This window comes from Aeromonas sp. R6-2 (assembly GCF_040908155.1).
GTDB lineage: Bacteria > Pseudomonadota > Gammaproteobacteria > Enterobacterales > Aeromonadaceae > Aeromonas > Aeromonas schubertii.
Window position 1 is genome coordinate 19481 of record NZ_JBFODE010000031.1, and the last position, 24089, is coordinate 43569.

The 24089-nt window shown below is 61.7% G+C and carries 25 protein-coding genes and 1 riboswitch; of the genes, 9 read left to right on the forward strand and 16 right to left on the reverse strand.

All coding sequences use genetic code 11. The features are described 5' to 3' along the window. Positions 1-5 precede the first annotated feature (5 nt). From cmoA to AB5Y48_RS06445, 5 genes are read left to right on the forward strand one after another with little or no spacing between them, the layout of a single operon-like run. Positions 6-737: a carboxy-S-adenosyl-L-methionine synthase CmoA gene (cmoA, locus tag AB5Y48_RS06425; RefSeq protein WP_224162713.1), complete on the forward strand. Its 732-nt coding sequence runs from the start codon at positions 6-8 to the stop codon at positions 735-737. After that, entirely contained in the window at positions 734-1711 is a 978-nt protein-coding gene (cmoB, locus tag AB5Y48_RS06430; protein ID WP_224159650.1) for a tRNA 5-methoxyuridine(34)/uridine 5-oxyacetic acid(34) synthase CmoB, read from the forward strand. The genes cmoA and cmoB overlap by 4 nt, the downstream gene beginning before the upstream one ends. Positions 1712-1763: 52 nt before the next feature. Further along, the gene (locus AB5Y48_RS06435; RefSeq protein WP_050667011.1) at positions 1764-2555 is read left to right on the forward strand and encodes an ATP-dependent zinc protease; all 792 of its coding nucleotides are present in this window, start codon (positions 1764-1766) and stop codon (positions 2553-2555) included. Positions 2556-2558: 3 nt separating this feature from the next. Then, positions 2559-4094 (forward strand): inactive transglutaminase family protein, encoded by a 1536-nt coding sequence (locus tag AB5Y48_RS06440; RefSeq protein ID WP_050667010.1) that lies wholly within the window; start codon positions 2559-2561, stop codon positions 4092-4094. A 1-nt stretch (position 4095) separates the two neighbouring features. Beyond that, on the forward strand, positions 4096-5061 hold the full coding sequence (locus tag AB5Y48_RS06445; RefSeq protein WP_050667009.1) for an alpha-L-glutamate ligase-like protein: 966 nt from the start codon (positions 4096-4098) through the stop codon (positions 5059-5061). A 70-nt stretch (positions 5062-5131) separates the two neighbouring features. On the opposite strand, the gene AB5Y48_RS06450 is transcribed toward AB5Y48_RS06445, so the two are convergent. Beyond that, positions 5132-6826 carry an NAD-dependent malic enzyme gene (locus AB5Y48_RS06450; protein ID WP_368164030.1) on the reverse strand — a complete coding sequence of 565 codons (1695 nt, stop codon included), beginning with the start codon at positions 6824-6826 and terminating at the stop codon, positions 5132-5134. Positions 6827-6867: 41 nt separating this feature from the next. Further along, entirely contained in the window at positions 6868-7728 is an 861-nt protein-coding gene (locus AB5Y48_RS06455) for an AraC family transcriptional regulator (protein ID WP_060584837.1), read from the reverse strand. Between the two features lie 122 nt (positions 7729-7850). Between AB5Y48_RS06455 and AB5Y48_RS06460 the strand changes: the two genes are divergently transcribed. Beyond that, positions 7851-9227, forward strand: coding sequence for an MATE family efflux transporter (locus tag AB5Y48_RS06460; protein WP_136613132.1), 1377 nt, complete (start codon positions 7851-7853; stop codon positions 9225-9227). A 62-nt stretch (positions 9228-9289) separates the two neighbouring features. Further along, positions 9290-9538: a YciN family protein gene (locus tag AB5Y48_RS06465; protein WP_050667005.1), complete on the forward strand. Its 249-nt coding sequence runs from the start codon at positions 9290-9292 to the stop codon at positions 9536-9538. Positions 9539-9540: 2 nt separating this feature from the next. Here AB5Y48_RS06465 and AB5Y48_RS06470 read toward each other — a convergent pair whose 3' ends face one another. Then, a complete protein-coding gene (locus AB5Y48_RS06470; protein ID WP_050667004.1) occupies positions 9541-10659 on the reverse strand; it encodes a GGDEF domain-containing protein in 1119 nt (372 codons plus the stop codon). 130 nt (positions 10660-10789) lie between these two features. Then, positions 10790-12166, reverse strand: a complete 1377-nt coding sequence (locus AB5Y48_RS06475) for a sodium:alanine symporter family protein (protein ID WP_050667003.1) — start codon at positions 12164-12166, stop codon at positions 10790-10792. A gap of 103 nt (positions 12167-12269) precedes the next feature. Beyond that, positions 12270-12373: riboswitch (glycine riboswitch) on the reverse strand. A gap of 416 nt (positions 12374-12789) precedes the next feature. Between AB5Y48_RS06475 and AB5Y48_RS06480 the strand changes: the two genes are divergently transcribed. Further along, positions 12790-13941 carry a type III PLP-dependent enzyme gene (locus AB5Y48_RS06480; RefSeq protein WP_368164031.1) on the forward strand — a complete coding sequence of 384 codons (1152 nt, stop codon included), beginning with the start codon at positions 12790-12792 and terminating at the stop codon, positions 13939-13941. Positions 13942-13992: 51 nt separating this feature from the next. Here AB5Y48_RS06480 and AB5Y48_RS06485 read toward each other — a convergent pair whose 3' ends face one another. From AB5Y48_RS06485 to yfcD, 3 genes are all read right to left on the reverse strand, one after another. After that, positions 13993-14958: a calcium/sodium antiporter gene (locus AB5Y48_RS06485; RefSeq protein WP_368164032.1), complete on the reverse strand. Its 966-nt coding sequence runs from the start codon at positions 14956-14958 to the stop codon at positions 13993-13995. An 87-nt stretch (positions 14959-15045) separates the two neighbouring features. Further along, a complete protein-coding gene (locus tag AB5Y48_RS06490) occupies positions 15046-15519 on the reverse strand; it encodes a peroxiredoxin (protein WP_050667000.1) in 474 nt (157 codons plus the stop codon). A gap of 3 nt (positions 15520-15522) precedes the next feature. After that, a complete protein-coding gene (gene yfcD / locus AB5Y48_RS06495; protein ID WP_368164033.1) occupies positions 15523-16026 on the reverse strand; it encodes an NUDIX hydrolase YfcD in 504 nt (167 codons plus the stop codon). A 163-nt stretch (positions 16027-16189) separates the two neighbouring features. Between yfcD and AB5Y48_RS06500 the strand changes: the two genes are divergently transcribed. Beyond that, on the forward strand, positions 16190-16396 hold the full coding sequence (locus AB5Y48_RS06500; protein WP_050666998.1) for a DUF1107 family protein: 207 nt from the start codon (positions 16190-16192) through the stop codon (positions 16394-16396). Here the strand turns inward: AB5Y48_RS06500 and AB5Y48_RS06505 are convergent. The 9 genes from AB5Y48_RS06505 to phoB all read right to left on the reverse strand — a co-directional run bounded on the left by AB5Y48_RS06505 (position 16393) and on the right by phoB (position 23800). After that, positions 16393-16680: a DUF2845 domain-containing protein gene (locus AB5Y48_RS06505; RefSeq protein WP_050667160.1), complete on the reverse strand. Its 288-nt coding sequence runs from the start codon at positions 16678-16680 to the stop codon at positions 16393-16395. The genes AB5Y48_RS06500 and AB5Y48_RS06505 overlap by 4 nt on opposite strands. A gap of 129 nt (positions 16681-16809) precedes the next feature. Next, on the reverse strand, positions 16810-17421 hold the full coding sequence (locus tag AB5Y48_RS06510) for an FKBP-type peptidyl-prolyl cis-trans isomerase (protein WP_050666997.1): 612 nt from the start codon (positions 17419-17421) through the stop codon (positions 16810-16812). A 67-nt stretch (positions 17422-17488) separates the two neighbouring features. Next, on the reverse strand, positions 17489-18208 hold the full coding sequence (locus tag AB5Y48_RS06515) for a copper homeostasis protein CutC (RefSeq protein WP_368164034.1): 720 nt from the start codon (positions 18206-18208) through the stop codon (positions 17489-17491). A gap of 25 nt (positions 18209-18233) precedes the next feature. After that, complete coding sequence (locus tag AB5Y48_RS06520) at positions 18234-19142, reverse strand: ROK family protein (protein ID WP_060584823.1); 909 nt, start codon at positions 19140-19142, stop codon at positions 18234-18236. 94 nt (positions 19143-19236) lie between these two features. After that, positions 19237-19731: a GNAT family N-acetyltransferase gene (locus tag AB5Y48_RS06525; RefSeq protein WP_136613123.1), complete on the reverse strand. Its 495-nt coding sequence runs from the start codon at positions 19729-19731 to the stop codon at positions 19237-19239. Then, positions 19719-20531: a M48 family metallopeptidase gene (locus AB5Y48_RS06530; RefSeq protein ID WP_050666994.1), complete on the reverse strand. Its 813-nt coding sequence runs from the start codon at positions 20529-20531 to the stop codon at positions 19719-19721. The genes AB5Y48_RS06525 and AB5Y48_RS06530 overlap by 13 nt, the downstream gene beginning before the upstream one ends. Positions 20532-20652: 121 nt before the next feature. Then, on the reverse strand, positions 20653-21627 hold the full coding sequence (locus AB5Y48_RS06535) for a PstS family phosphate ABC transporter substrate-binding protein (protein WP_050666993.1): 975 nt from the start codon (positions 21625-21627) through the stop codon (positions 20653-20655). A 166-nt stretch (positions 21628-21793) separates the two neighbouring features. After that, positions 21794-23101 (reverse strand): phosphate regulon sensor histidine kinase PhoR, encoded by a 1308-nt coding sequence (gene phoR / locus AB5Y48_RS06540; RefSeq protein WP_050666992.1) that lies wholly within the window; start codon positions 23099-23101, stop codon positions 21794-21796. Between the two features lie 9 nt (positions 23102-23110). After that, a complete protein-coding gene (gene phoB / locus AB5Y48_RS06545; protein ID WP_050666991.1) occupies positions 23111-23800 on the reverse strand; it encodes a phosphate regulon transcriptional regulator PhoB in 690 nt (229 codons plus the stop codon). Between the last annotated feature and the right edge of the window lie 289 nt (positions 23801-24089).

Genomic DNA, 24089 nt, shown 5'->3' on the forward strand with positions numbered 1-24089 from the left:
ACAACATGCACTCCAAAGATCAGATTTTTGCCGCTCCGATCGACCGGCTCGGGGACTTCTGCTTCGACGAACAGGTCGCAGAGGTCTTCCCGGACATGATCCAGCGCTCCATCCCGGGCTACAGCAACATCATCTCCGCCATCGGCATGATGGCCGCCCGCTACGCCCGCCCCCACACCCGACTCTATGATCTGGGCTGCTCCCTCGGGGCCGCGACCCAGTCCATGCGCCGCCATGTCAGCGCCGAAGGCTGCACCATCACGGCGGTGGATCTCTCCGCCCCCATGATAGAGCGCGCCCGCAAGCATCTGGCCGCCTTCAAGGGACTGCCGGTGGAGCTGGTGCAGGGGGACATCTGCGAGACCCCCATCGAGAACGCCTCCGTGGTGGTGCTCAACTTTACCCTGCAGTTTCTCGAGCCCGCCGCGCGTCTGACCCTGCTCCGGCGCATCCACGATGGTCTGGTGCCGGGTGGCCTGCTGGTGCTGAGCGAGAAGTTCCGCTTCGAAGACGACGCCGTCAACGACCTGCTCATCGATCTGCATCTGGATTTCAAGCGCGCCAACGGCTACAGCGAACTCGAGATCAGTCAAAAGCGCACGGCGCTGGAGAACGTGATGCGCACCGATTCCATTCCGACCCACAAGGCGCGCCTCCTGGAGGCCGGTTTCAGCCACGTGGATCTCTGGTTCCAATGTTTCAACTTCGGCTCCCTGGTAGCCATCAAGCAATCATGATCGACTTTGCCAACTTCTATCAGCTGATCGCCAAGACCCGTCTCAGCCACTGGTTGCATACCCTGCCGGCCCAGCTCCACACCTGGCGCCACGACAATCAGCACGGGGATCTGCCGCGCTGGGAGCGCGCCCTGGCCAAGCTGCCCCGGGTGCCGGCAACGTCCATGGACCTGGCCCACGCAGTGAGCGTCGGCGACGCACAGAGTCTCGCCGACGGGGAGCGCAAGAAGGTAGAGAGCCTGCTGCGCCAACTCATGCCCTGGCGCAAGGGCCCCTTCACGGTACACGGCATCCATATCGATACCGAGTGGCGCTCCGACTGGAAGTGGGAGCGAGTGCTGCCCCATCTCTCGCCGCTCGCCGGTCGCCATGTGCTGGACGTGGGCTGTGGCAGTGGCTATCACCTCTGGCGCATGGTGGGTGAAGGGGCAAAGCTGGCCGTCGGCATCGATCCTAGCCCACTGTTCCTGTGTCAATTCGAAGCTATTCGCCATTTCCTTGGCGGCGACCAGCGCGCCCACCTGCTGCCGCTCGGCATTCAGGAGCTGCCTCCCTTGCGCGCCTTCGATACCGTCTTCTCCATGGGGGTGCTCTATCACCGCAAGTCCCCCATCGAGCACATCGAGCAGCTGCGCAGTCAGCTGGTGGACGGGGGGGAGCTGGTGCTCGAGACACTGGTCATCGATGGTGACGAGCATCAGGTGCTGGTGCCCGAAGATCGCTACGGCAAGATGCGCAACGTCTGGTTTATCCCCTCGAGCCAGGCCCTCAAGCGCTGGGTTGAGCGCTGTGGCTTCATCGACGTGCGCATCGTCGATGAAAATGTGACCAGCACCGACGAACAACGTCGTACCGACTGGATGATTAATGAGTCCCTTGGTGACTATCTGGACCCTGCCAACCCCACCCTGACGGTGGAGGGTTACCCGGCCCCGAAACGGGCCGTACTGATCGCCCGCAAGGCCAAAGACTAGCCGATGAACTCAAGGACAGTTACACTGACTCCATTCTTGGAAGCCCAATAAAATGAAGCACATGAACAGCACAATCAAAGGCATGACCCTGCTCTCCCTGTTCACCTTGGGTGGTTGTGTGGCCATGGAGAAGGCCCCCCAGACGCCGCCCGCCACTCTGGCCGAGATCAAGAGCGAGCTCTCCCTGAGCGAGCAGCGGCTCCAGTCCAACCTGATGCAGCAGCAGAAGCAGTTGATCCAGCAGCAATCCGATCTCATTGCTCAACTGACCAGCGACCTCAAGCGTATGAAACAGACCGTCAGCAAGGTGGACGACAAGCTCGATAACTTGCCGGGCACCGAACCCAAGCCGGTGGTGATCCCCACTGCCAAGTGTCCCGCCCCCGCCCAGGGCCATACTCTGGATGGCAAACTGCTGGTCGGCGAAGCCGAGTGGCTCTGGGTGGATGCCGCCAACGACGCCTTCCAGGCCCGGGTTGACACGGGCGCCACCACCTCCTCCATCAGCGCCCAGGACATCACCATCTTCGAGCGCAACGGCAAGAACTGGGTACGCTTCTACCTGAGTCACCAGGAGATGGATGACCGCATCCAGATCGAGGCACCGCTGGTGCGTCACGTTCGGGTGCGTCAGGCCTCTGCCGACGAGCTGGATCGCCGTCCCGTGGTGCGGCTGGCCGTTCGTCTGGGCGACATGACCGAGAAGGCCGAATTCACCCTCAAGGATCGCAGCGACATGGCCTTCCCCGTGCTGCTCGGCCGTGAGTACCTCAAAGACATCGCCGTGGTCGACGTGGCCCGCGAATATATCCAGCCCAAACCCCAGCTCAAGGATGTGAAGTAATCCATGGTTTCTCGCAAGCCGTTTTATCTGCTGGTCGCCCTGCTCTATCTGGTCGGCCTGGGCATGACCATCTATCACCATATTGCGCTGGACGTTCCCCTGACTCCGGGGGAGAAGCGTCAGATCTGGTCTATCGAGGCCAAGCTGGAATTTGATGCCACCGGTGAGCCGGTGATCGCCTCTCTGGCCATCCCCGGCACCCAGAAGGGCTTCACCCTGATGAACGAGAACGCCGCCAGCCCGGGCTATGGTCTCTCGTTTGTGGAAAAAGACGGGGATGCCCGCGCCGAGTGGTCGATTCGCTCGGCCACCGGTCGTCAGGAGCTCTACTATCGCGTCGATATGATGGCCGACAGCTTTGCCAAGCCGGCTGCGATCTCCCAACCTCCGGCCATCGAGAAGGAGATCGAGAGCGAGCCTTATGCCACCGCCATGGCCCAGATCCTCGAGCGGGCCCAGGAGCGCTCCGCCGATGCCTATACCCTGACTCGCGAGATCATCAAGGAGATGGACAACCAGAGTCAGAACGCCGAGCTGCTGAAAAACCACAAGCGCCGTGCCACCCTGATAGCCCAACTGCTCAACAATGCCGAGGTTCCGGCCCGGGTGGTACACGCCCTGAAGCTGGAAGACGGTCGTCGCCGCCAGGAGCTGGTGGACTATCTGCAGGTGTTCAAGGGCAAGGATTTCCTGCTGTTCGATCCCAAGACGGGCCAGCAGGGACAACCCAATAATCTGCTGCTGTGGGAGTACAACTCGGGCGCCCTGCTGGATGTAACCGGCGGTCACAACTCTCGCGTCACCTTCTCCATGATTGAGCAGGAGCAGCCGGTGAGCGTGGCCCTGGCCAAGAAGTACGAGAAATCGGACTGGCTCAACTTCTCCATCCACAGCCTGCCGCTCGAGGAGCAAACCCTGTTCAAGGGGCTGCTGCTCATCCCCATCGGTGTCTTGATGGTGGTGTTCCTGCGGGTACTCGTCGGCATCAAGACCTCCGGCACCTTCATGCCGGTGCTGATTGCCGTCGCCTTTATCCAGACCCAGCTCTTCACCGGCCTGGTGGGCTTCTTGCTCATCGTCGGCACGGGTCTGGTCATCCGCTCCTATCTCTCCAGGCTCAACCTGCTATTGGTGGCCCGGATATCGGCGGTCATCATCATGGTCATCTCGATGATCGGCATCTTCTCGGCACTGGCCTTCAAGCTGGGGCTGACCGATGGCATGAAGATCACCTTCTTCCCCATGATCATCCTCTCCTGGACTATCGAGCGGATGTCGATCCTGTGGGAGGAAGAGGGCCCGAAAGAGGTGATGAAGCAGGGGGGCGGTTCCCTGATGGTGGCGGTCATCGCCTATCTCGCCATGGATAACGAGCTCATTCGTCACCTCACCTTCAACTTCCTCGGCCTGCAGTTGGTGCTGATGGCCACCGTACTGCTGATGGGTAACTACACCGGTTACAAGCTGAGCGAGCTCAAGCGCTTCAAGCCGCTGGTGGATGAAATGAGTGCCGGCAAGGGCAACGGGGACAAGCACTAAGATGGCGTTCTGGGAAAAGTACACCTGGCCCTGGAAGCTCTCGGAAGCGGGCATCCTCGGTATGAACAAGCGCAACCACTCCTACATCAGCCGCTACAACCCGCGCCGCCTCTACCCGCTGGTGGATGACAAGCTGCAGACCAAGCGGATCGCGCTGGATGCGGGAGTGACGGTGCCGAAACTTATCGGCACCATCAGTGAGCAGCACGAGGTGAGCCAGATTGCCGACATGGTCCGTGACTGGCCCGGCTTCTGTATCAAGCCGGCACGCGGCTCCGGGGGCAAGGGGATCCTGGTGATCCTGCGCCACGAGGATGGCCTCTACTACAAACCCAACGGCAAGGCCGAGACGGTGCCGGACCTGGAGCGTCACATCTCCAACATCCTGGCCGGTCTCTACTCCCTGGGGGGAAAGCCCGACAAGGTGCTGGTCGAAGACCTCATCAACTTCGATGACGTGTTCGATGGTTACTCCTTTGAAGGGGTGCCCGATTCGCGGGTCATCATCTTCAAGGGTTTCCCGGTGATGGCCATGATGCGCCTCTCCACCGCCGCCTCGGACGGCAAGGCCAACCTCCACCAGGGCGCCGTGGGGGTGGGCTTGTGCCTGCGTACCGGCCGGGCCCTGCGCGCCGTGCAGTTCAACCAGCCCATTCGCCACCATCCGGATACCGGCCTCGATCTCTATGAGCTCAAGGTGCCCCACTGGGATACCCTGCTGACCCTGGCCGCCTCCTGCTACGAGATGTCGGGGCTCGGCTACATCGGCACCGACATGGTGCTCGACAAGCAACGCGGTCCCATGCTGCTCGAACTCAACGCCCGCCCGGGTCTCTCTATCCAGATCGCCAACGGTCGTGGCCTGGTGCCCAACCTCAAGGCGGTGGAGCGTCTGGGCAGCAGCAAGATGAATGTGGCCCAGCGCATCGCTTTCTCCAAGGAGCACTTCGGCGTCTTCGACGACTGATCCCGGCGCAGGCTACCGCCATAAAAAAACCGACACCCTGACGGGTGCCGGTTTTTTCTTTATGCCGCCCTTAGAAAGAGGTGCGGCGATAGCGACGGTACTCGGGGTGCCAGAAGTTGGCTTCGATCGCCTTGTCGATCACCTCATCCGGGGTCTGTACCGCCTTGCCTTGCAGCATGGCCGTCTTGGCCACCATCTTGGCGATGTGACGGGAGACCTGCTGAATATCCGCCAGATCCGGCAGCAGGGACTCACCGGTTCCCTTGGCGAGCGGCGAACATTCGGCAAGGGCACGGCTGGCCGACATCAGCATGGCGTCAGTCACCCGCTTGGCACCGCTCGCCAGCACCCCCAATCCAATCCCCGGGAAGATGTAGGAGTTGTTGCACTGGGCGATGGGGTAGAGCTTGCCCTTCACGTCCACCGGCGCAAACGGGCTGCCAGTGGCCACCAGGGCCTGACCGTCGGTCCAGCGCAGGATATCCGCCGGGGTCGCCTCGACCCGGGAGGTGGGGTTGGAGAGGGGGAAGACAATGGGACGGGCACAGTGCTTGTGCATGGTGCGAATCACCTCCTCGGTAAAGAGACCCGGCTGACCGGAGACACCGATGAGAATATCCGGACGGCCATGCTCCATCACCTCGAGCAGGGAGATGTTATCCCCCACCGGCCAGTCGGCGACCCGCTCCAGCGGCTGGGAGAGCCGACGCTGAAACTCGAGCTGGTTGGGGATCTTGTCGGTGATAAGGCCGAATCTATCCACCATGAAGACCCGGGCCCGGGCCTCACCGTCGTTCAGCCCCTCGGCCTTCATCTGGGCCACGATCTGCTCGGCAATGCCGCAGCCGGCGCTGCCGGCGCCGAGGAAGGCGACCCGCTTCTCGGAGAGCTTGGCACCGGAGGCCTTGCAGGCGGCGATGAGGCTGCCCAGGGTCACGGCGGCGGTGCCCTGGATGTCGTCGTTAAAGCAGCAGAGATCGTCCTTGTAGCGGCCGAGCAGCGGCATGGCGTTGGTCTGGGCGAAGTCTTCGAACTGCAGCAGCACATCCGGCCAGCGGCGTTTGACCGCCTGGATAAAGGCATCGACGAACTCGGCGTACTCTTCCCCCGTGATGCGCGGGTTGTGCCACCCCATGTAGAAGGGGTCATTGAGCAGTTGCTGGTTGTTGGTACCCACATCCAGCACCACCGGCAGGCAGTAGGCCGGTGAGATGCCGCCACAGGCGGTGTAGAGGGAGAGCTTGCCGATGGGGATCCCCATGCCGCCGATCCCCTGATCCCCCAGACCCAGGATCCGCTCCCCGTCGGTCACCACGATCACCTTGACGTTCTGCTTGGTGGCATTTTGCAGCAGATCGTCGATCCGTTCCCGATCCGGGTAGGAGATGAAGAGGCCGCGGGCACGGCGATAGATGTTGGAAAACTCCTGACACGCCTGTCCCACGGTCGGGGTATAGATGATCGGCATCATCTCCTTGAGATGATTCGCCAACAGGCGGTAGAAGAGGGTTTCGTTGGTGTCCTGAATGTTGCGCAGATAGATATGACGGTCCATGTAGTTGCCAAACGCCTGATATTGGCGATAGGCGCGCTCCGCCTGCTCCTCTATGGTCTCGATGTTGTGCGGCAGCAATCCTTCGAGGTTGAAGGAGGCTCGCTCCTCGGCGGTGAAGGCACTCCCCTTGTTGAGCAGGGGCGTTTCGAGCAGTGCCGGACCGGCGTAGGGAATATAGAGGGGACGTTTCTGATTATTATCTTCAAACATGGTGTTCACCTTGCTGTGGTTGCCCGCCGATCCTAGGGGCTTCACTCCTCAATTTCAAAGGGTTTGCAGACCGGGAGGCGGCCACTCCTGCGAAATTCGCCCGGCGTCACACCCGTGTGGCGACGAAAGCGGTTGGCAAAGTTGGCCCCATCGCTGTAACCGACCCGAGCCGCCAGTTCGCTCAAGGACCAGTCGGTGTAGAGCAGCCACTGCTTCGCCTTCTCCATGCGCAGCCGGGTGAGGTGAGCCATGGGGCCACAGCCGAGCCACAGCTGGCAGAGGCGGTGAAGGTGAGGCACAGAGCAGGGATGCAAGGCCGCCAGGGTACGCACACTCCAGGGTTCGGCCAGGCGCCCCTCCACCACCCGAAACAAGTGGTGCAACCGGCGCTCCGGCGCCTCCTGTCCTTCCTCCTTGAGCGAGCGCTCGATGACGCTCAGCAGCAGGGTGAGCAGATCCGGTAGCAGGGGGGAATCGGGCCGCTCTCCATGCAGCAGGGCGAGCAGATGATGCAGCGTCTCGACCTGATCGCTGTGACGGACCAGATGACCGAGTCGATGCAGATGGTGCCAGCGTGGCACATCGTCGAGCAGCACCCAGCTGGTCTGCCAGCTGGCACCGGTCAGGGCCAGCCCTCCCGGCACCCTGGCAGGCAGAAAAACCAGGCTGCCGGCAGGGATAGGCTGAGCCCCCTCGGGCAACAACAGGGCCCCTCCCTCATCATGACTCATCAGCAAGATATGAAAATCGGGGCGGTTGCGGCGAATGAGATAGTGATCCCGCAGCACCGATAGCCCGGTCAGGAAGAGCCCGGCCTCCCCCAGCAAAGGGTAGCCCTCACGCCCCACCATCCGCTCCACACAGGTGGGTGCTATGTCGAGACACTCTCGTAAAAATGCCATAGCCCTCGCTCACAATGATAGTTTCAAACAATAAAGTGGAGAGTCTGCCACAGCGTCTCCATCCACACAGTTCCTTATCATATAAGCACTGAAAGTCACTTTTTTCGATCCGGTTGTTCTTAATGACTCATTGGCAAGCAATTTTAAAACAAACCACCGACCGCGACTTCATGAGGCGTCTGTGGCGACTGGCGCTGCCGGTATCGCTACAATCCATGATGTTTTCCCTGCTCGGCCTCATCGACATCATGATGGTGAGCCAGCTCGGCACCACAGAGGTGGCGGCGGTGGGTCTTGGCAACCGGATCTTTTTCTTCAACCTCTTGGTGATCGCCGGCCTGTGTGGCGGGGTCTCGGTATTGGCGGCCCAATACTTCGGTCGCGGGGATCTGGCCGGTGTGCGCCGCTCCCTCGCCCTGGCCTTGCTCGGCGCCATGCTGGTGACACTCCCCTTCGCCCTGCTCTATCTCACCCACCCTGAGTGGATCATCCGCCATGCAACCAGCGACCCCCGACTCATCCCTCTGGCGGTGCAGTACCTGCTGATCACCGGGGGCTCTGTGCTCTGTACCGCCATAGTGGTACCGCTGGAGTCAGCCCTGCGCGCCGTGGGTCAGGCCGCGGCGCCGACCCGAATCGGCCTCGTCGCCATCCTCGCCAACGTACTGCTCAATTATGCCCTTATCTTCGGTCACTGGGGATTCGAGGCCATGGGGGTGGCGGGGTCGGCCTGGGGCACCACGCTGTCACGCTGCCTGCAAACGGTGCTGCTGCTGGTCTACCTCTGGCGTGCCCGCCGGGATCTGCTACCGACCCGGGCCGACTGGCACCGGGCTCTGACCCGGGTCGAGACGCGCCGCTTTGCCCTCATCGCCCTGCCGCTGCTGCTGCACGACGGACTGTGGGCCTTTGGCATGATGCTCTACGGCTTTCTCTACGCGCATCTGGGGGTCGACGAGCTCGCTATCATGACCACCCTGGGTGCCCTGGAGGGGATCCTCATCTCCCTCTTCTTTGGTCTGGCGGTGGCCTGCGCCACCCTGCTCGGTCACCAGCTGGGCGCTCAGGAGTACCAGCGCGCCTGGCAGCACTCCCAGCTCTTTCTGCTGCTCGCTCCCTTTGGCGCCCTGCTGGTGGGGGCTGTCGTCTGGCTGCTGCAAGCACCGCTACTCGGTGCCATCGGCAATCTGCACAGCGATCCGGGCTCTCTGGCCAGCCAGGTGCTGGCCATTGTCTGCATCGGCATGCTGGTCAAGGTGTTCAACATGGTGGGGATCGTCGGGGTACTGCGCTCTGGGGGTGATGTGAACTACACCATCTTCATCGACATCGTCAGCATGTGGTGCATCGGTCTGCCCCTGGCCGCCCTCACCGTCTGGCTGGGCTGGCCACTGCCGGCCGTGGTCGCCCTGGTGCTGCTCGAGGAGATCGCCAAGTGTCTGCTGGTGCTGCGCCGCATCGGGCGCCGCCGCTGGTTGCGCAACCTGATCCTGGAGTAACCCGATGCACAGGGCTCACGACTGCGCTATCATCCTCGGCCTCGCACCATGAGGAGAGTTGTATGCATACGCAAAGAGAATCTATCGGTCGGGAGGCGCTGCTCACCATCGCCAATCAAATGATCCGTGAACATGAAGACTTCATCCACGGCATGCAGGCCGACGATGTCGAGCAGCGGGGCGATGTGCTGGTGTTCAAGGGGGAGTACTTCCTCGCCGAAGATGGCACCCCCACTCCCAAGACCATGGCGGTCTTCAACATGTTCAAGTATCTGGCTCACCAGCTCTCTGACAAGTACCGTCTCGCCTGATCTCAGACCGCCATCGACTGGCTCGATGGCGGTGTCACCACCACACAGTTTCGCCCGTTGATCTTGGCCTGGTAGAGACACTCGTCGGCCCGGTTGAGCAGCGCCTGCACCCCCTCCCCCCGCTTGGCCAGCGCCACCCCGATACTCACCGTCACCTCGATCATCTCATCGGAAGCGGGGCTCTTGACCGCCCTCGCCTCCACCGACAGGCGCAGACGCTCGGCAATCTGCCGTGCCTGCTCCAGGGTCGCACAACGGGGTAACAGGATGGCGAACTCCTCTCCCCCGTAGCGGCCGAGCACATGCTGCTTCTCGAGCTGCTCTCCGAGGGTGGTCGCCACAGTGTGAAGCACCGCATCCCCGGCCAGATGGCCATAGTTGTCGTTGATCCGCTTGAAGCGATCGAGATCGAGCAGCAGCAGGGCGAAGGGGCGATCCCGGCTCATCAGGGCGGCCCTGGCCTGCTCCAGCTGTTTCATCAAGAGACGACGGTTCATCATGCCGGTCAGCTCGTCCGTGGTGGACTCCCGGTAGAGGCGCAGCAACATGTTGAGCTGGCCCGCCTGCACCCAGGCGGCAGTGAGGGTAAAGAGCAGCAGCAACCAGAGCTGGTTGAGGGTCTCCATGCCAAAGAGCGCCTGATCGAGCAGTATGCTGCGCCCCAGCAACAGGACACAGAAGATGAAGAGGGCAACACCAAAACCGATCATCAGAGGGATGGGAAAGACCGCAAACAGACTGATCATCAGGTAGGGAAAGACGGTATAACCCATCTGCAGCCCCTCGACGTGACCGAGCCCCGCCATGCAGATCAGGGCGAAGGCGAGCATGACGCTCATCAGGTAACCGAGGGCCGCCCGCATTCGCGAGAGGCGGTAGTTAATGAAAAACGAAAAGGGAATTAAGGGAGAGAGAGCCAGAAAGGTGGTCATCCTGACCTTGAGCAAGAAGGCATACTGCCCGGCACTGAGGGTCAACCAATCCACCACAGACCAGGCCGGCAAGCCGACCATCAGCAGGCACACCAGCCAGCGAAACCGCACCGTCATAAACTCGATACGAGTCATGGTGAAGTCTTCGGAGTGATTCCTGGCACTCCATATCTCGGACATCCTCAGCACAGACAACCTCACACCGCTCGTCGAAAGGGGTCATTCTAATCCGGTCCGGCCAGATTATCATGCAAGGAGTCAGTAATCCGAGAGTTAAATCATGCAGTGAGCCCGGTCGAAACCGGGCTCACTCTAGAAATCAGGCCGTTTGAGTCTCCCCTTCCGGCTCAGCGCTATCGCGCCGGGCAAAGAAGGCCCGGGTTTCGGCCACCACCACATGGCGCAGGCCGATAAGACCGATGAGGTTGGGTACCGCCATCAGGCCATTGACGATATCTGCCAGCAACCAGATGAGATCCAGGTGGAGGAAGGCGCCGCTGGCCACCAGCGCCAGATAGGTGAGGCGATAGGGCTTGATGGCCTTGACCCCGAACAGATACTCGGTGCAGCGCTCACCATAGTAGTTCCAACCGAGGATGGTGGTGAAGGCAAAGAAGAGCAGGCCTATGCTCACCAGGTACTGGCCCACATGGGGGTTAAGTCCCTGGGCGAAGGCAGCACTCGTCATGGCCGCACCGCTCAGATCGCCGCTCCACACCCCGGTCACCACCAGGGTGAGGCCGGTCATGGTGCAGATGATGATGGTGTCGAAGAAGGTGCCGGTCATGGAAACCAGCCCCTGCTCGACGCAAGAGTCGGTCTTGGCCGCCGCCGCTGCGATAGGGGCCGAGCCAAGGCCCGACTCGTTGGAGAAGACACCGCGCGCCACCCCGGACTGGATTGCCAGCATCACGCCGGCACCGACGAATCCGCCGGTCGCCGCCTGACCGGTGAAGGCCGAGGTGAGCACCAGGGAGACCGCATCAGGCAGTGCCGAGGCATTGGCCACCAATACCCCGAGGCAAGAGACGATATAGAAGAGGGCCATGAAGGGCACCACCTTGCTCGACACGCTGGAGATGGAGCGGATCCCCCCCAGCGTCACCAGCCCGACCAGCAGGGTCAGCACTACGGCGGTCGCCTCACGGGGCACCGCAAACGACAGGGTCATGGCGTCGGAGATGGCATTGACCTGAGGGAAGGTGCCGATACCAAAGAAGGCCACTCCGATGCCAAACAGGGCAAACAGCTTGGCCAGCGGCCTGGAGCCGAGACCACGCTCGAGGTAATACATGGGGCCACCGGCCATCTGGCCATTGGCATCGGTCACCCGGTACTTCACCGCCAGCAGACACTCGGCATACTTGGTCGCCATGCCAAAGAAGGCGGCCATCCACATCCAGAACAGGGCACCCGGACCGCCCAGCTTGATGGCGGTGGCGACCCCGACGATGTTGCCGGTGCCTATGGTGGCGGAGAGAGCGGTACACAGCGCCGCGAAACTCGACACATCCCCCGCCTTGCCCTGTCCCTGATCGCGGCCAAATACCAGACGCAGGGCAAGGGGCAGCCGCAAGACCTGCAACAGTCCGAGACGGGCGGTGAGATAGATGCCGGTACCGACCAGCAAGATAAGCAGGGGAGGCCCCCAGATGAAACTGTCGATGGCCAACAAGGCCGCTTGAATTGATGACATGCATCCTCCTTAAACAGAAAAATTAAGGAGGAGAAGGATGATCTTCCCAATAGCAATACGATCGCAGAGGCGATGCGAAGGGCCAAAGCCCGGGTACAACCATCCCATCCCCTCTGTCCTTTTGCCTGAGAGTTTCCGGCTGCCGCACGGGTCGGCAGCCTTGCTCCTTCGGCGCCCGATTTAACGGGTCTCTCCAGAGTATCGTCCAGTGGCAGTCCACACCGGTTGCCCGGTACCTGAAAGATTCACTTCTTCGGTGGATGGTTTCCCATCGCTCTCCTGCCACCTTCATCCGAACTAAATTTGGATTAGGCCGGCGCATGGTAATCAAAAAAACGTGAGCTGTCTCCCATTCATGCCGGCTTTTTCGTCTTGTTTACCTTCATTAACAATCACACAACCTGGCATCAGCCTCCCCCGGAAACCATGCAGTTTCCTCTGTCGTCTCAATCAGAAAAACTCAACAACATACCCACCCACGCATATTGCACAAAAATGCAATGAGACCATAATCACGCGCATAACCAAGCACCCACGCGAGCTTGGTTCGCGCCTGAGCCGGCCGCCGCCGGTTCACTGTGACTGGACTGGGCACTGCGCCCCCTAAGGATGATGACACGACAATGAACGAGACCTCTCAGGCTCTGGATTACCGCCAACTGATTGAACAATACGGCTCCCCTCTGCTGCTCCTCGACAAGGCCAGCGTCCGCAAACAGTACCGGGCACTGGCCGCCGCCCTCCCCGATGTGCGTTTGCACTATGCACTCAAACCCCTTCCCCACCCCGCGCTGGTCGAGGTGCTCAAGGAAGAGGGAGCCTGTTTCGATCTCGCGACCAACGGCGAAGTGGATCTGGTCAAGAGCCAGGGGGTACGCCCCGGGCGCTGCATCCATACCCACCCCATCAAGCGTGACGGCGATATTCGCCACGCCCTGGAGTACGGCTGCACCGTGTTTGTCTATGACAACCCCTGGGAACTCGACAAGTTTCTCCCCTACAAGGACGAGGTCAAACTGCTGCTGCGCGTCAGCTTCCCCAACCCCGAGACCAAGGTGGACCTTTCCAAGAAGTTCGGTTGCACCCCGGAGCAGGCCCTGCCCCTGATGCAGCTGGCCCAGGCCAAGGGGCTCAAGGTCATGGGGCTCTCCTTCCACGTCGGCTCCCAGGTGCCCAACCCCAGGCGCCACGTGCAGGCCATCGATGCCTGCCGCGCCATCCTGGAGCAGGCGTGGGATCTCGGCCTCAAGCCCTGGGTGCTGGATATCGGCGGTGGCTTCCCGGTCGACTATGAGGGGGGCGAGTTCGATATCGACACCTTCTGCGCCCCCATTCGTGACGCCCTGGCCAGGCTCCCCGCCACGGTGCAGAAGCTTGCCGAGCCCGGCCGCTTCATCTCGGCCCCGGCCATGACCTCGGTGGCCAGCGTCATGGGCAAGGCCCATCGCGGCGACAAGATCTGGTACTACCTGGATGATGGCCTCTATGGCAGCTACAACGGCCAGATGTACGACCACGTCACCTACCCGGTGAGTGTGCCCTATGTCAGTGGCGATCCGCACCGCAGCGTGCTGGCCGGTCCCACCTGCGACAGCGTGGATGTGATCCGCGATGAGATCCCGCTGCCCGAGCTGGAGATAGGGGACCTGGTGGTCGGCCGCGTCATGGGTGCCTACACCTGGGCCTCCGCCTCCACCTTCAACTTCTTCCCCAAGGCCGACATCCTGGTGATCGACTCGAGCCAGCAAGAGCTGCGACTCACCGCCGTCGCCTGACCCCAACGAAAAGGGGAGCCTCGATGGCTCCCCTTCTTCTATTGCCAAGACTCAGAACTGAGTGCCCAGCAACCAGAGGGTATAAGCCACATAGGCGGTCAGCAGCAAACCCCCTTCGGCCCGATTGATGCGACCCTGTCCCTTGCGGCCCACGCACATAAACAGCAACACCAGGGTCAGCCCCATCATGACGCTCCAGTCCCGCGAGAGCACCGCCGGATCCACATCCAGCGGGTGAATGCCGGCGGCGATCCCCACAACCGCCAGGGTATTGAAGAGGTTCGAGCCCAGCACGTTACCAAGAGCCAGGTCGTGCTCCTTCTTCTTGATGGCCATCAGGGACGAGGCGAGCTCCGGCAGGGAGGTGCCCACCGCCACTATGGTGAGGCCGATGACGAGATCGCTGATCCCCAGGCTATGGGCTACCTCGACCGCCCCCCACACCAGCAGGCGAGAGGCGCCCACCAGCAGCACCAACCCCAGAACCAGCCAGAAGAGGGCACGCTTGAGGCTCATCCCCTCGCTCTCGATATCCTCGCTCACCTCCGCATCGAGGGCATCCCCACGACCCGTCATCCCCTGCCAGATGGACCAGCCCATCAACACAAAGAACACCACGATCAGGATCAGGGCATCCCCGCGCCCCAGATGCCCATCGAGCAGCAGCCCCCCCGAAAGCAGTGTGATACCGAGCAGGACGGGGATCTCCTTGCGTACCACCTGAGAGGCGACGGCAATGGGGCTGATCAGGGCCGTCAGACCCAGAATGAGCGCGATATTGGTGATGTTGGAGCCATAGGCATTGCCCAGGGCAAGGCCCGGGTTGCCCTGAGAAGCGGCCAGGGCCGACACCACCATCTCGGGGGCCGAGGTGCCAAAGCCGATGATCACCATGCCGATAAGCAAGGGAGGCATACCGGCATAGCGGGCGGTCGCCGCCGCCCCATCCACAAATTTATCCGCGCTCCACACCAGCAGGGCCAGTCCGGCTACGATGGCCAACAGGGACAAGGTCATCTCGTTTTACATCCTCTACGCATAAAAAATGGCCTGCTGACTGCAGGCCTCACAAGTTGCCGTTAGTGTAAACGGTCGGCGTTTAAATTACAGCAGGGCCAGCAGGCTCTCGGCATCCGACACCTCGAACTTGCCCGGCGCCTCGACCCGCAGTGCCGTCACCACGCCATCCTCGGCGATAAGGGCAAAACGCTGGGCGCGCAGGCCACCAAAGGTGCCCGTCTCCTTGGCCAGCCCCAACTGACTGGCGAAGGCGCCATCCCCGTCCGCCAGCATGGTGATGGCCTCGGCGTTTTGCTCCCGCTGCCAGGCTGCCATCACGAAGGCATCGTTGACCGAGAGGCAGCAGAGGCTATCGACCCCGGCAGCCGCAAACGCCTGCGCCTTGACCACATAACCCGGTAGATGGGCGTTGGAGCAGGTCGGGGTGAAGGCCCCCGGCACGGCAAACAGCACGACGCGCTTGCCGCCGAAGAGATCGGCACTGCTACGGGTGACCTTCCCCTCCGGGGTAATAAAGGTGAAATCGTGCTCTGGCAATCGGCTTCCGATGGCGATCATGGGCTACTCCTTGAGTTGGGTGAAGGCGCCGCGTCGGCGCAGCTCGGCGATGGCAATGAGGGAGTCCGGGGTGAATTCGTCGGCTCGGGCGGCAATCTGCTCCAGGGTGAGCTCCTCGATAGACTCAACTTCTTCGGCCTGCAACGTCAGCTCGCCATCATAGGTGCACAGATAGAGCCCCCCCCAGACATGGTAGAGGTCACTGCGTGAGTAGAAGGTACCAAAACCGTGCAGAGGCACCCCCTGCACCCCCAGCTCCTCGGCCAGTTCGCGCAGGGCGCTCTCGTCATACTGCTCACCGGCACTCACCACACCGCCGCAACAGGCATCGAGCATACCGGGACAAAAATCCTTGCAAAGGGTCCGACGCTGTACCACCACCCGGCCATCGCTGCGCCGCACCAGGATATAGGTGGCTCTGTGAGCCAGATTATCCCGCCGGATCTCGTCCCTGGGAGCAATCCGCACAGCCCTGTTCTGCTCGTCCACCACCTCGACCAGTTCCATCCCTGATTATTCCTGACTGCATGAAAAGAGTTGCAGTATAAAGCCATTATTCTGCAGGCGACATCTCCCCATGAATGATTAACAAAGGGCGACGAGACCGTTCATCTTACCGTCATCTGATACTGTTATAGTGAGAATGACTAATCAAACTGTCGAGGAACAGATGAAAATTTTCAAACGCTTCTCACCGGTTCAGATCGCCCGTTATGTAAAAAGCTTCCACCGGGGTGCCTTCGCGGTGGAGTCGGTGGGTGAATTTCGTTTCTGCGACGGGCGCGTCAGGCTCGAAGGGCAGCGCGAGCAGCGGGCATTGGCCGGCCAGATCAACCAGTTGCTGCGCACCCTGCGCCCGGGTCTCGCCCCCTGCTAAGGGATGGCCCGCGACGACTCTCCCGGCGGGCCATTCTCGATCTCGACCACCTCGCCGTTGACCACGGTCACCATCTGCATAAAACGCTGCTTGCCAAAGTTATAAGTCCAGCGCTCGCCGTATTTGACCGTGATCTTCGCCCCGAAGCCGTTCTCCTCGAAACGGGTGAGATCCTCTTTGAGGAGGGGTTCGCCGCACTTGATCAGCAGCAGGGCCGTGCTGTCCCCCTCCGTGATCAGGGTATCCTTGCAACGCACCGTATCGGCCAGCGCCGCTGGCACCATACCCAGCAGCCAGAACACCAACAGACACTCTCTCATCATCCCCTCCCCTTGCTGTCATGATGACCACTATAACCCCAAAAAGAACGGCGGCCACAGGGGCCGCCGTCAGGGTCTACCGCTTGGTGTGGATCACAGGATGTCCAGCAGCTCGACTTCGAAGACCAGTGCAGAGTAGGGGGGGATGGAGCCGGCACCGCGGGCACCATAGGCCAGATCCTGCGGGATGTAGAGCTTCCACTTGGAACCCACCGGCATCAGCTGCAGCGCCTCAACCCAACCCTTGATGACGCCGGTCACCGGGAACTCGGCCGGCTGGCCACGGCTGACGGAGCTGTCGAAGACACGACCATCGGTGAAGGTACCGTGGTAGTGAACACGTACGGACTGACCGGCAACCGGTGTTTCACCGTTACCCTCTACCAGCACTTCATACTGCAGGCCGGAGTCGGTCACCTGCACCTCGGCACGCTTGGCGTTGTCGGCCAGGAAGGTCTCACCCTCGGCGGCGGCGGCCTTGGCGGTGGCCTCCTGCTCGGCCTGCATGCGCTCGGTGATGATACCGAAGGCTTCGTTGATCTCGTCGCGGCTGACGGCAAACTCGAGGCCGTTCAGGGCATCGGCCAGACCTTGCTGCAGGGCCGGAATATCCAGACCGCTGAACGCCTGCTGGGCCAGTTGCTCGCCCATGTTACGGCCGACGCCGTAGCTGGCCTTCTGTTCGGTGGTGTTGTATTGGGACATGTCGCTCTCGCTTGTCTCGAGGGTAAATGAGGGGCCGATGATAACAGAGCCGACGCCCCCTGTCGTGTCAGCCGAGCAGTCGACGCACGGCGGCGATCTTGCCGGCATCGGTGACATTGATGCGGCCATCGTCGGCACTCCCCATGGAGACGCCGCTCGCCATGGCGCTGCCACGCCAGCCCATGCCGGACATATGCACCTCAGCGGCCCCGCTCTCGGCCAGGATCCGCAGCACATTGTCCCCATTGACCCCGGCCCCCGGCATCAGGCTGGCCCGCCCGGCGAGCAGGGCCTGCATCTCGCGCAAGGTCACCAGCCCCGCCTCGGCGCTGGCCGCCTGGCCCGAGCTCAGGATGCGTTCGCAGCCGGCGGCTATGATGATCTCAAGATCGGCACGCCAGTCGCTCGAGAGATCGATGGCCCGGTGAAAGGTCACGCCAAGCGGACCCGCGGCCTGCACCAGACGCCTGAGCCGCTCACCCGGCACCCGGCCTCGCTCGTCGAGCAGCCCCACCACCACCCCCTGCAGACCGGCCGAGCGGGCCGCAGCGATATCCAGCTCCATCAGCGCCATCTCCTCCTCGGAGAAGCAAAAATCCCCGGCCCTGGGTCGTATCATGGCGTAGACAGGGACACGGGCAAGGCGGGCAGCCAGCTGCATCAGGCCATGGGAGGGGGTGAGCCCCCCCAGCCCCAGGGCACTGCACAGTTCGATGCGATCTGCTCCGGCCGCTTGGGCCGTGTGCAGGGATTCAAGGTTATCGATGCAAACTTCGAGTCTCGTCATGGCTTGGTGCGGGTATGGCCCGCTCTCATCTGGTCAGGTTAAGGAGAGCTGCCCCACGAACCCCGCCGGCCCCGCCGAAGCGGGCCTGGCGAATGGCCGGCAGCGCCACCCCGGGCAGCAGATGGCCGGGCAGACGCAAGGGCAGCTGTTCATAGAGGATGGGTAGCCCGCTGAGCCCCCCCCCCAGCACCACCACCTCGGGATCCAGGGTGGAGAGGGCACAAGCCAGCCCGGCGGCCAGCACGTCGAGCCAACCGTCGATCACCGCCCGAGCCGCGGCCTCCCCCGCCTCAAGGCGGGCCACAATCTGCTGACCGCTCTGGCGCTCACCGGTGTGATGGTGATAGAGGCGCTCCAGGCCGCTGCCCGAGGCGAGGGTCTCAAAGCAGATGAGACGACCACAGCCACAGCGCAGGCGGGGCAGATCCGGATATTTCAGCAACAGAGTGCCCGGCAACGGGTAGTGTCCTATCTCGCCGGCCAGCCAGTTACGGCCCTGATGAATGCGGCCATTGAGGTAGACACCGCCACCAATGCCGGTGCCTATGGTCATGCCAAGGGCCGAGGCGGCGCCGTCGGCGCTGCCTTCCTGAACTTCGGACCAGAGGAAACAGTTGGCGTCATTGTCGACGGCGACCGGACGATCCAGCCTGGCGCCGAGATCCCTCCCCAGATGGCGACCATTGATAGCGGGCAGGTTGGCGGCCACCACGCTGCCATCCTGGGCGTTGATGATACCGGGGAAGCCGATCCCCACCGAGCCGCGAACCCCGAAGCGCACATCGGCCTGGCGCACCTGCTCGGCCAGCAGATCGAGCAGTCCCTCGTAGTCGTCCTTAGGGGTCGCCAGACGCAGCTCGTGGCGCAGTGCCAGGCCGCCATCGTAAGCGGCAAACGCTATCTTGGTGCCACCGATATCGAATCCGTAATACATGCCTTCCTCCCTGATATGGAGCAACCCAATCCTCAAGAGGCTCTATTGTATTAATTCGCAAAAAAAATAAAGTGACGAGGGGCGTAAAACGGGGTCACAAGGGGCGAGCCAGTTGATGCTGCACACAGTCTCGACCGAGTGTCTGCAGGGTTCGGCGCTCACCGGTTGGACGAAACCCGTGCTTGAAATAGAAACCGGCACCGATGCGGTTGCCACCGAGCAGCCAGAGGCGCGCCTCACGACAACCGGCCCGGCGCATCTGCACCATCACCACCTGCCACAGACGACGACCCAACCCTTGACGCCAGATGTCGGGATCGAGGTAGAAGGCGCGCAGCCAGGCGAGATCCCCTTCCTGCTGCCAGTAGAGCAGCCCGACCGGTTGCTCCTCCAGGCAGATCAACATGGGGCGGGGGTCGGTCTCGGTGAGGCGACGCTCCCACACCCGGTGGTGGGCCGCCTCATCCATCTGCTCGAGCACGTCTTCACCCAGCACGCTGCCATAGGCCATGCGCCAGCTGGCACGCTGCAACCGGACCATGGCCGCCACGTCCTCGAGACGGGCGATGCGCAGGCTTATTTCCGACACTGGGGGCTCCTGCCTGCGGCACGGGCCTGCTGATAGATGGGATCAACCCGGGCCAGGTCGGCCTGCAGCGCCTCGATACGCTGGGTGTCACTCGGGTGGGTCGAGAGCAGCAGTGGCGGCTTGTTGCCACCGCTCTGGGCACTCATGCGCTGCCACAGTGCAACCGACTCGGCAGGGTTGAAACCGGCACTCGCCATCAGATCGAGCCCCATCTTGTCGGCCTCGCTCTCCTGAGCACGGCCATAGGGGAGCAGATAACCCACCTGTACCCCCAGTCCCAGCGCCGCCATGGTGGCCCCCCCATACTCGCTGGAGCCAAGCGCCACGTCGGCCGCCGCCAGACCGATACCGGCCAGTTGGCTGCGGGAGAGGCGCTCGTTGGAGTGCTGGGCCAGCACATGGGTGATCTCGTGGCCGATGACGGTCGCCAACTGATCCTGATTGGCCGCCACCTTGAGCAACCCGGTATAGACACCGATTTTACCTCCGGGCAGGGCGAAGGCATTGACCTGTTTATCGTCAAACACCACCACCTCCCAGCTCTTGATGCCGTAGTGGGCCGGCACCTGGGCAGTCACCGCGCCGGCGACACACTGCACATAGGCGTTTACCTTCTTGTCCGTGCTGATCTTCGCCTGCTTTTTCATCTCCTCGAAGGAGCTGGCGCCCAGCTGGTTCATCTGCTGGGGGGAGTAGAGCAGCATCTGACTGCGTCCGGTCGGGGATTGGGCACACGCGGCCAGCAGGGTGGCCCCGCACAGCAAGGAGAGCAGACGAACAGAGCGGGTGGTGAGCGACATGAAGCATCCTTTGGGAAACGACTTCACTCTATTGTCAAAAAAGGGGGGGCGCTGCGCAAGTCATCAGGGAGTGGGTAAATAAAAAGCGGGCCCGACGGGCCCGCTTTTTACAGCGCAGATCTTACATCAGACCCAGGGTCTTGAGGTCACGCTCGACCACCTTGGCCGGGAGCGGGATATAACCATCCTTGGCAACTATGGTCTGGCCGCTCTTGGAGAGGATCATCTTGATGAACTCTTGCTCCATGGGAGAGAGGGGCTTGTTGGGGTGCTTGTTCACGTAAACGTAAAGGAAGCGGGAGAGCGGATACTTGCCGGTCAGGGCGTTCTGCTCGGTCGCCTCGACAAAGCTCTTGCCATCCTTGGAGAGGGGCACGGCGCGCACACCGGAGGTGACATAGCCAATACCGGAGTAACCGATGCCATTGAGGGAGGAGGAGACAGACTGCACCACGGAGGCAGAGCCCGGCTGCTCGTTCACACCGCTCTTGAAGTCACCCTTGCACAGGGCGTGTTCCTTGAAGTAGCCATAGGTACCGGAGACGGAGTTACGACCGTAGAGCTGGATATCCTTGGCCGCCCAACCCCCTTCGAGGCCCACATCGGCCCAACGGGAAGCCTGCTGGGCACCACCACACTTGAGGGTGCTGGAGAAAATCGCGTCGAGCTGCTCCATGGTCAGCCCCTTGACGGGGTTGTCCTTGTTGACGAACACCGCCAGGGCATCCACGGCGACCGGGATCCCGACCGGCTTGTAGCCAAAACGCTTCTCGAAGGCCTCGATCTCGCCGGCCTTCATCTCGCGGCTCATGGGGCCAAACTGGGCGACCCCTTCGGTCAGGGCGGTGGGGGCGGTGGAGGAGCCGGCGGCCTGGATCTGAACGTTGACGTTCGGATACATGCGCTTAAATTCTTCGGCCCACAGGGTCATCATGTTGGCCAGGGTGTCAGATCCAACTGAAGACAAGTTACCGGAAATACCGCTAACAGGCTGATACTCCTGCAGATTTTTGTCGACACCTGCTGCCATGCTGTGGGCAGAAAACAGGGTCACGGCAGAGACAGCAATAACGCCAGCCAATTTGTTGAGTTTCATCCAATCTCTCCAAAAGTAACGAGGGTCTGTTCCAAGACGGCGCCAGTATCTGGCCGTGCCATGACAAAGATATGGACAATCTGTGACACTTTCATGACATGCCAAGCCATTATCGGTCAACGCACGAAAGAGAGAGGGCTGCCCGGGCAGCCCTCTGTATGGTTGGTCAGGCGCTCTTGCGCTGATCGGCAATCAGCTGGGGAGGCATGAGGAAGCTGAAACGGCTCCCCCGGCCGAGTCGGCTCTCTATCTCCAGATGGGTATCGTGATGGCTCAGGGCATGCTTGACGATGGCCAGCCCCAATCCCGACCCCCCGGTGTGGCGCGAGCGTGCCCGATCCACCCGGTAGAAACGCTCGGTAAGGCGCGAGAGGTGCTCGGGAGCAATGCCCTCCCCCTCATCGGTCACGGCAAACAGGGCATACTGCCCCTGACGCCGCCACTCCACCAGAATCCCCTTGCCGGGCGGGGTATAGTGCACCGCGTTATAGACCAGATTGGAAACGGCACTACGCAGCAGATCCGGATCCCCGTGCACCCTCAAGTCGGGCTGGACCTGGAAACGGATGAGATGGGCCCGCTCTCCGGAGAGGGCATTGGCCTCCTGCTCGAGCAGGGCCAGCATGGCCGGTATATCCACCACCCTGGCCAGATCCACCTCGCTCGCCGCCTCGATACGCGACAGGGTGAGCAACTGGTTGACCAGATTGTCCATGCGCAGGGTCTGCTCATGCATCACCCTGTGTACCTTGCCCCACATACCGGGAGCCGGCAGCTCCTCGGTCATCTCCAGATATCCCTTGAGCACGGTAAGCGGTGTACGCAGCTCGTGAGAGACATTGGCCACGAAGTGTTTGCGGGTCTTCTCGAGGCTGCGCAGACGCGTCACATCCCGGGCCACCAGGATCGCCTGATCCAGGGCATAGGGCATGATACGAAACTCCAGCAACTTGTCGTCGTTGACCGGTGAGTGCAGCTCGAGGGGATCCTCGTAGTCCCCCCTGGCCAGGTAGGCGGTAAAGGCCGGCGCGCGAATGAGGTTACCGATGTGCTGACCGGCATCTTCGGGCCAGCGAAAGCCGAGCATCTTCTCCGCCAACTTGTTGCACCAGAGGATGGAGCCATCCTCCCGATAGACGACGGCCGCATCGGGCAGCGCCTCGGCCCCCTCGCGAAAGCGGCGGATGAGGCCCGCCAGCTCCCGGCGGCGGCCGCGCTGACGCTGCTGCAGCTTGTAGATGCCGTTGAAGATGTACTCCCAGCTACCGCTGCCGGAGGGGGGCACCAGGCTGCGATCATGCCACAGCCAGTGGGCCAGCCGGTGTTGCTGCTGATAGTGCCAGACGAGATGAAGGGTGGTCGCAACCAACAGGGTTGCGGCCACGTGGTCGAGCAGCCAGCCAAGCAGGGCGAAGGGGATATAAAACCCAATCATGCGCCAGAGCTGACGGCGCCAACTGTACGGTTGCAACATGGCGTGTTCCTACAGCCGGGTCGAAAAGCGGTAGCCCGCCCCCCTCACGGTCTGGATGAGACGGTCGTGACCCGTCTCTTCGATGGCCTTGCGAAGGCGGCGGATATGCACATCAACCGTCCTGTCTTCCACATAGACGTTGGTGCCCCACACATTGTTGAGTAGCTGCTCACGGCTGTAAACCCGTTCCGGGTGAGTCATGAAGAAATGGAGCAGTTTGAACTCGGTTGGCCCCATGTCGAGAGGCTTCTCCTCCACGCTGACCCGGTGAGAGAGGGGGTCAAGACGCAGCCCCTGCACCTCGATCGCCTCCTCCACCGAGGTAGGCGACACCCGGCGCATCACGGCATGCAGGCGGGCGGTGAGCTCCTTGGGGGAGAAGGGTTTGGTGATGTAGTCGTCGGCACCGGCCTCGAGACCGCGTACCTTGTCCTCTTCCTCACCACGGGCGGTGAGCATCACCACCGGGATCTGACGGGTCAGCTCCTCTTGCTTGAGCTGCTTGAGAAACTGGATACCACTGCCACCGGGCAACATCCAGTCCAGCAGGATCAGTTCGGGATAGGGCTCTTTCAACTTGACCAGCCCATCGTCGAAGTCCTGGGCCTCGATGACATCATATCCCTTCTGCTCCAGCACGAAGCTGAGCATCTCGCGGATTGGGGCCTCATCCTCGACCACCAGAATTCGCTTTGCCATTTCCCTCTACTCTCCCGCGTTAAGAAACGTGCGCCAATTATTGGAACCTTTTATGACACTTTTATGACTTGGGGGACAAGCTCCCCATTCGGGGACCCGGCGCCATCCCATTGTTTTTTTTGAGTGCAAATTATTTTAACCCTGTCCGGCACCAAGAGTGCGCCTGGCAAAGGGTAAAAAAGTGACCAAAGACGACCAAAAGGCGCACTGGAAAACGTTGCCAGCCCTTTTATCGCGGCCTGTTCACGAAAGTTCCCCGGGAAGGTCTGATTTTTTTGCACTCTGTCAT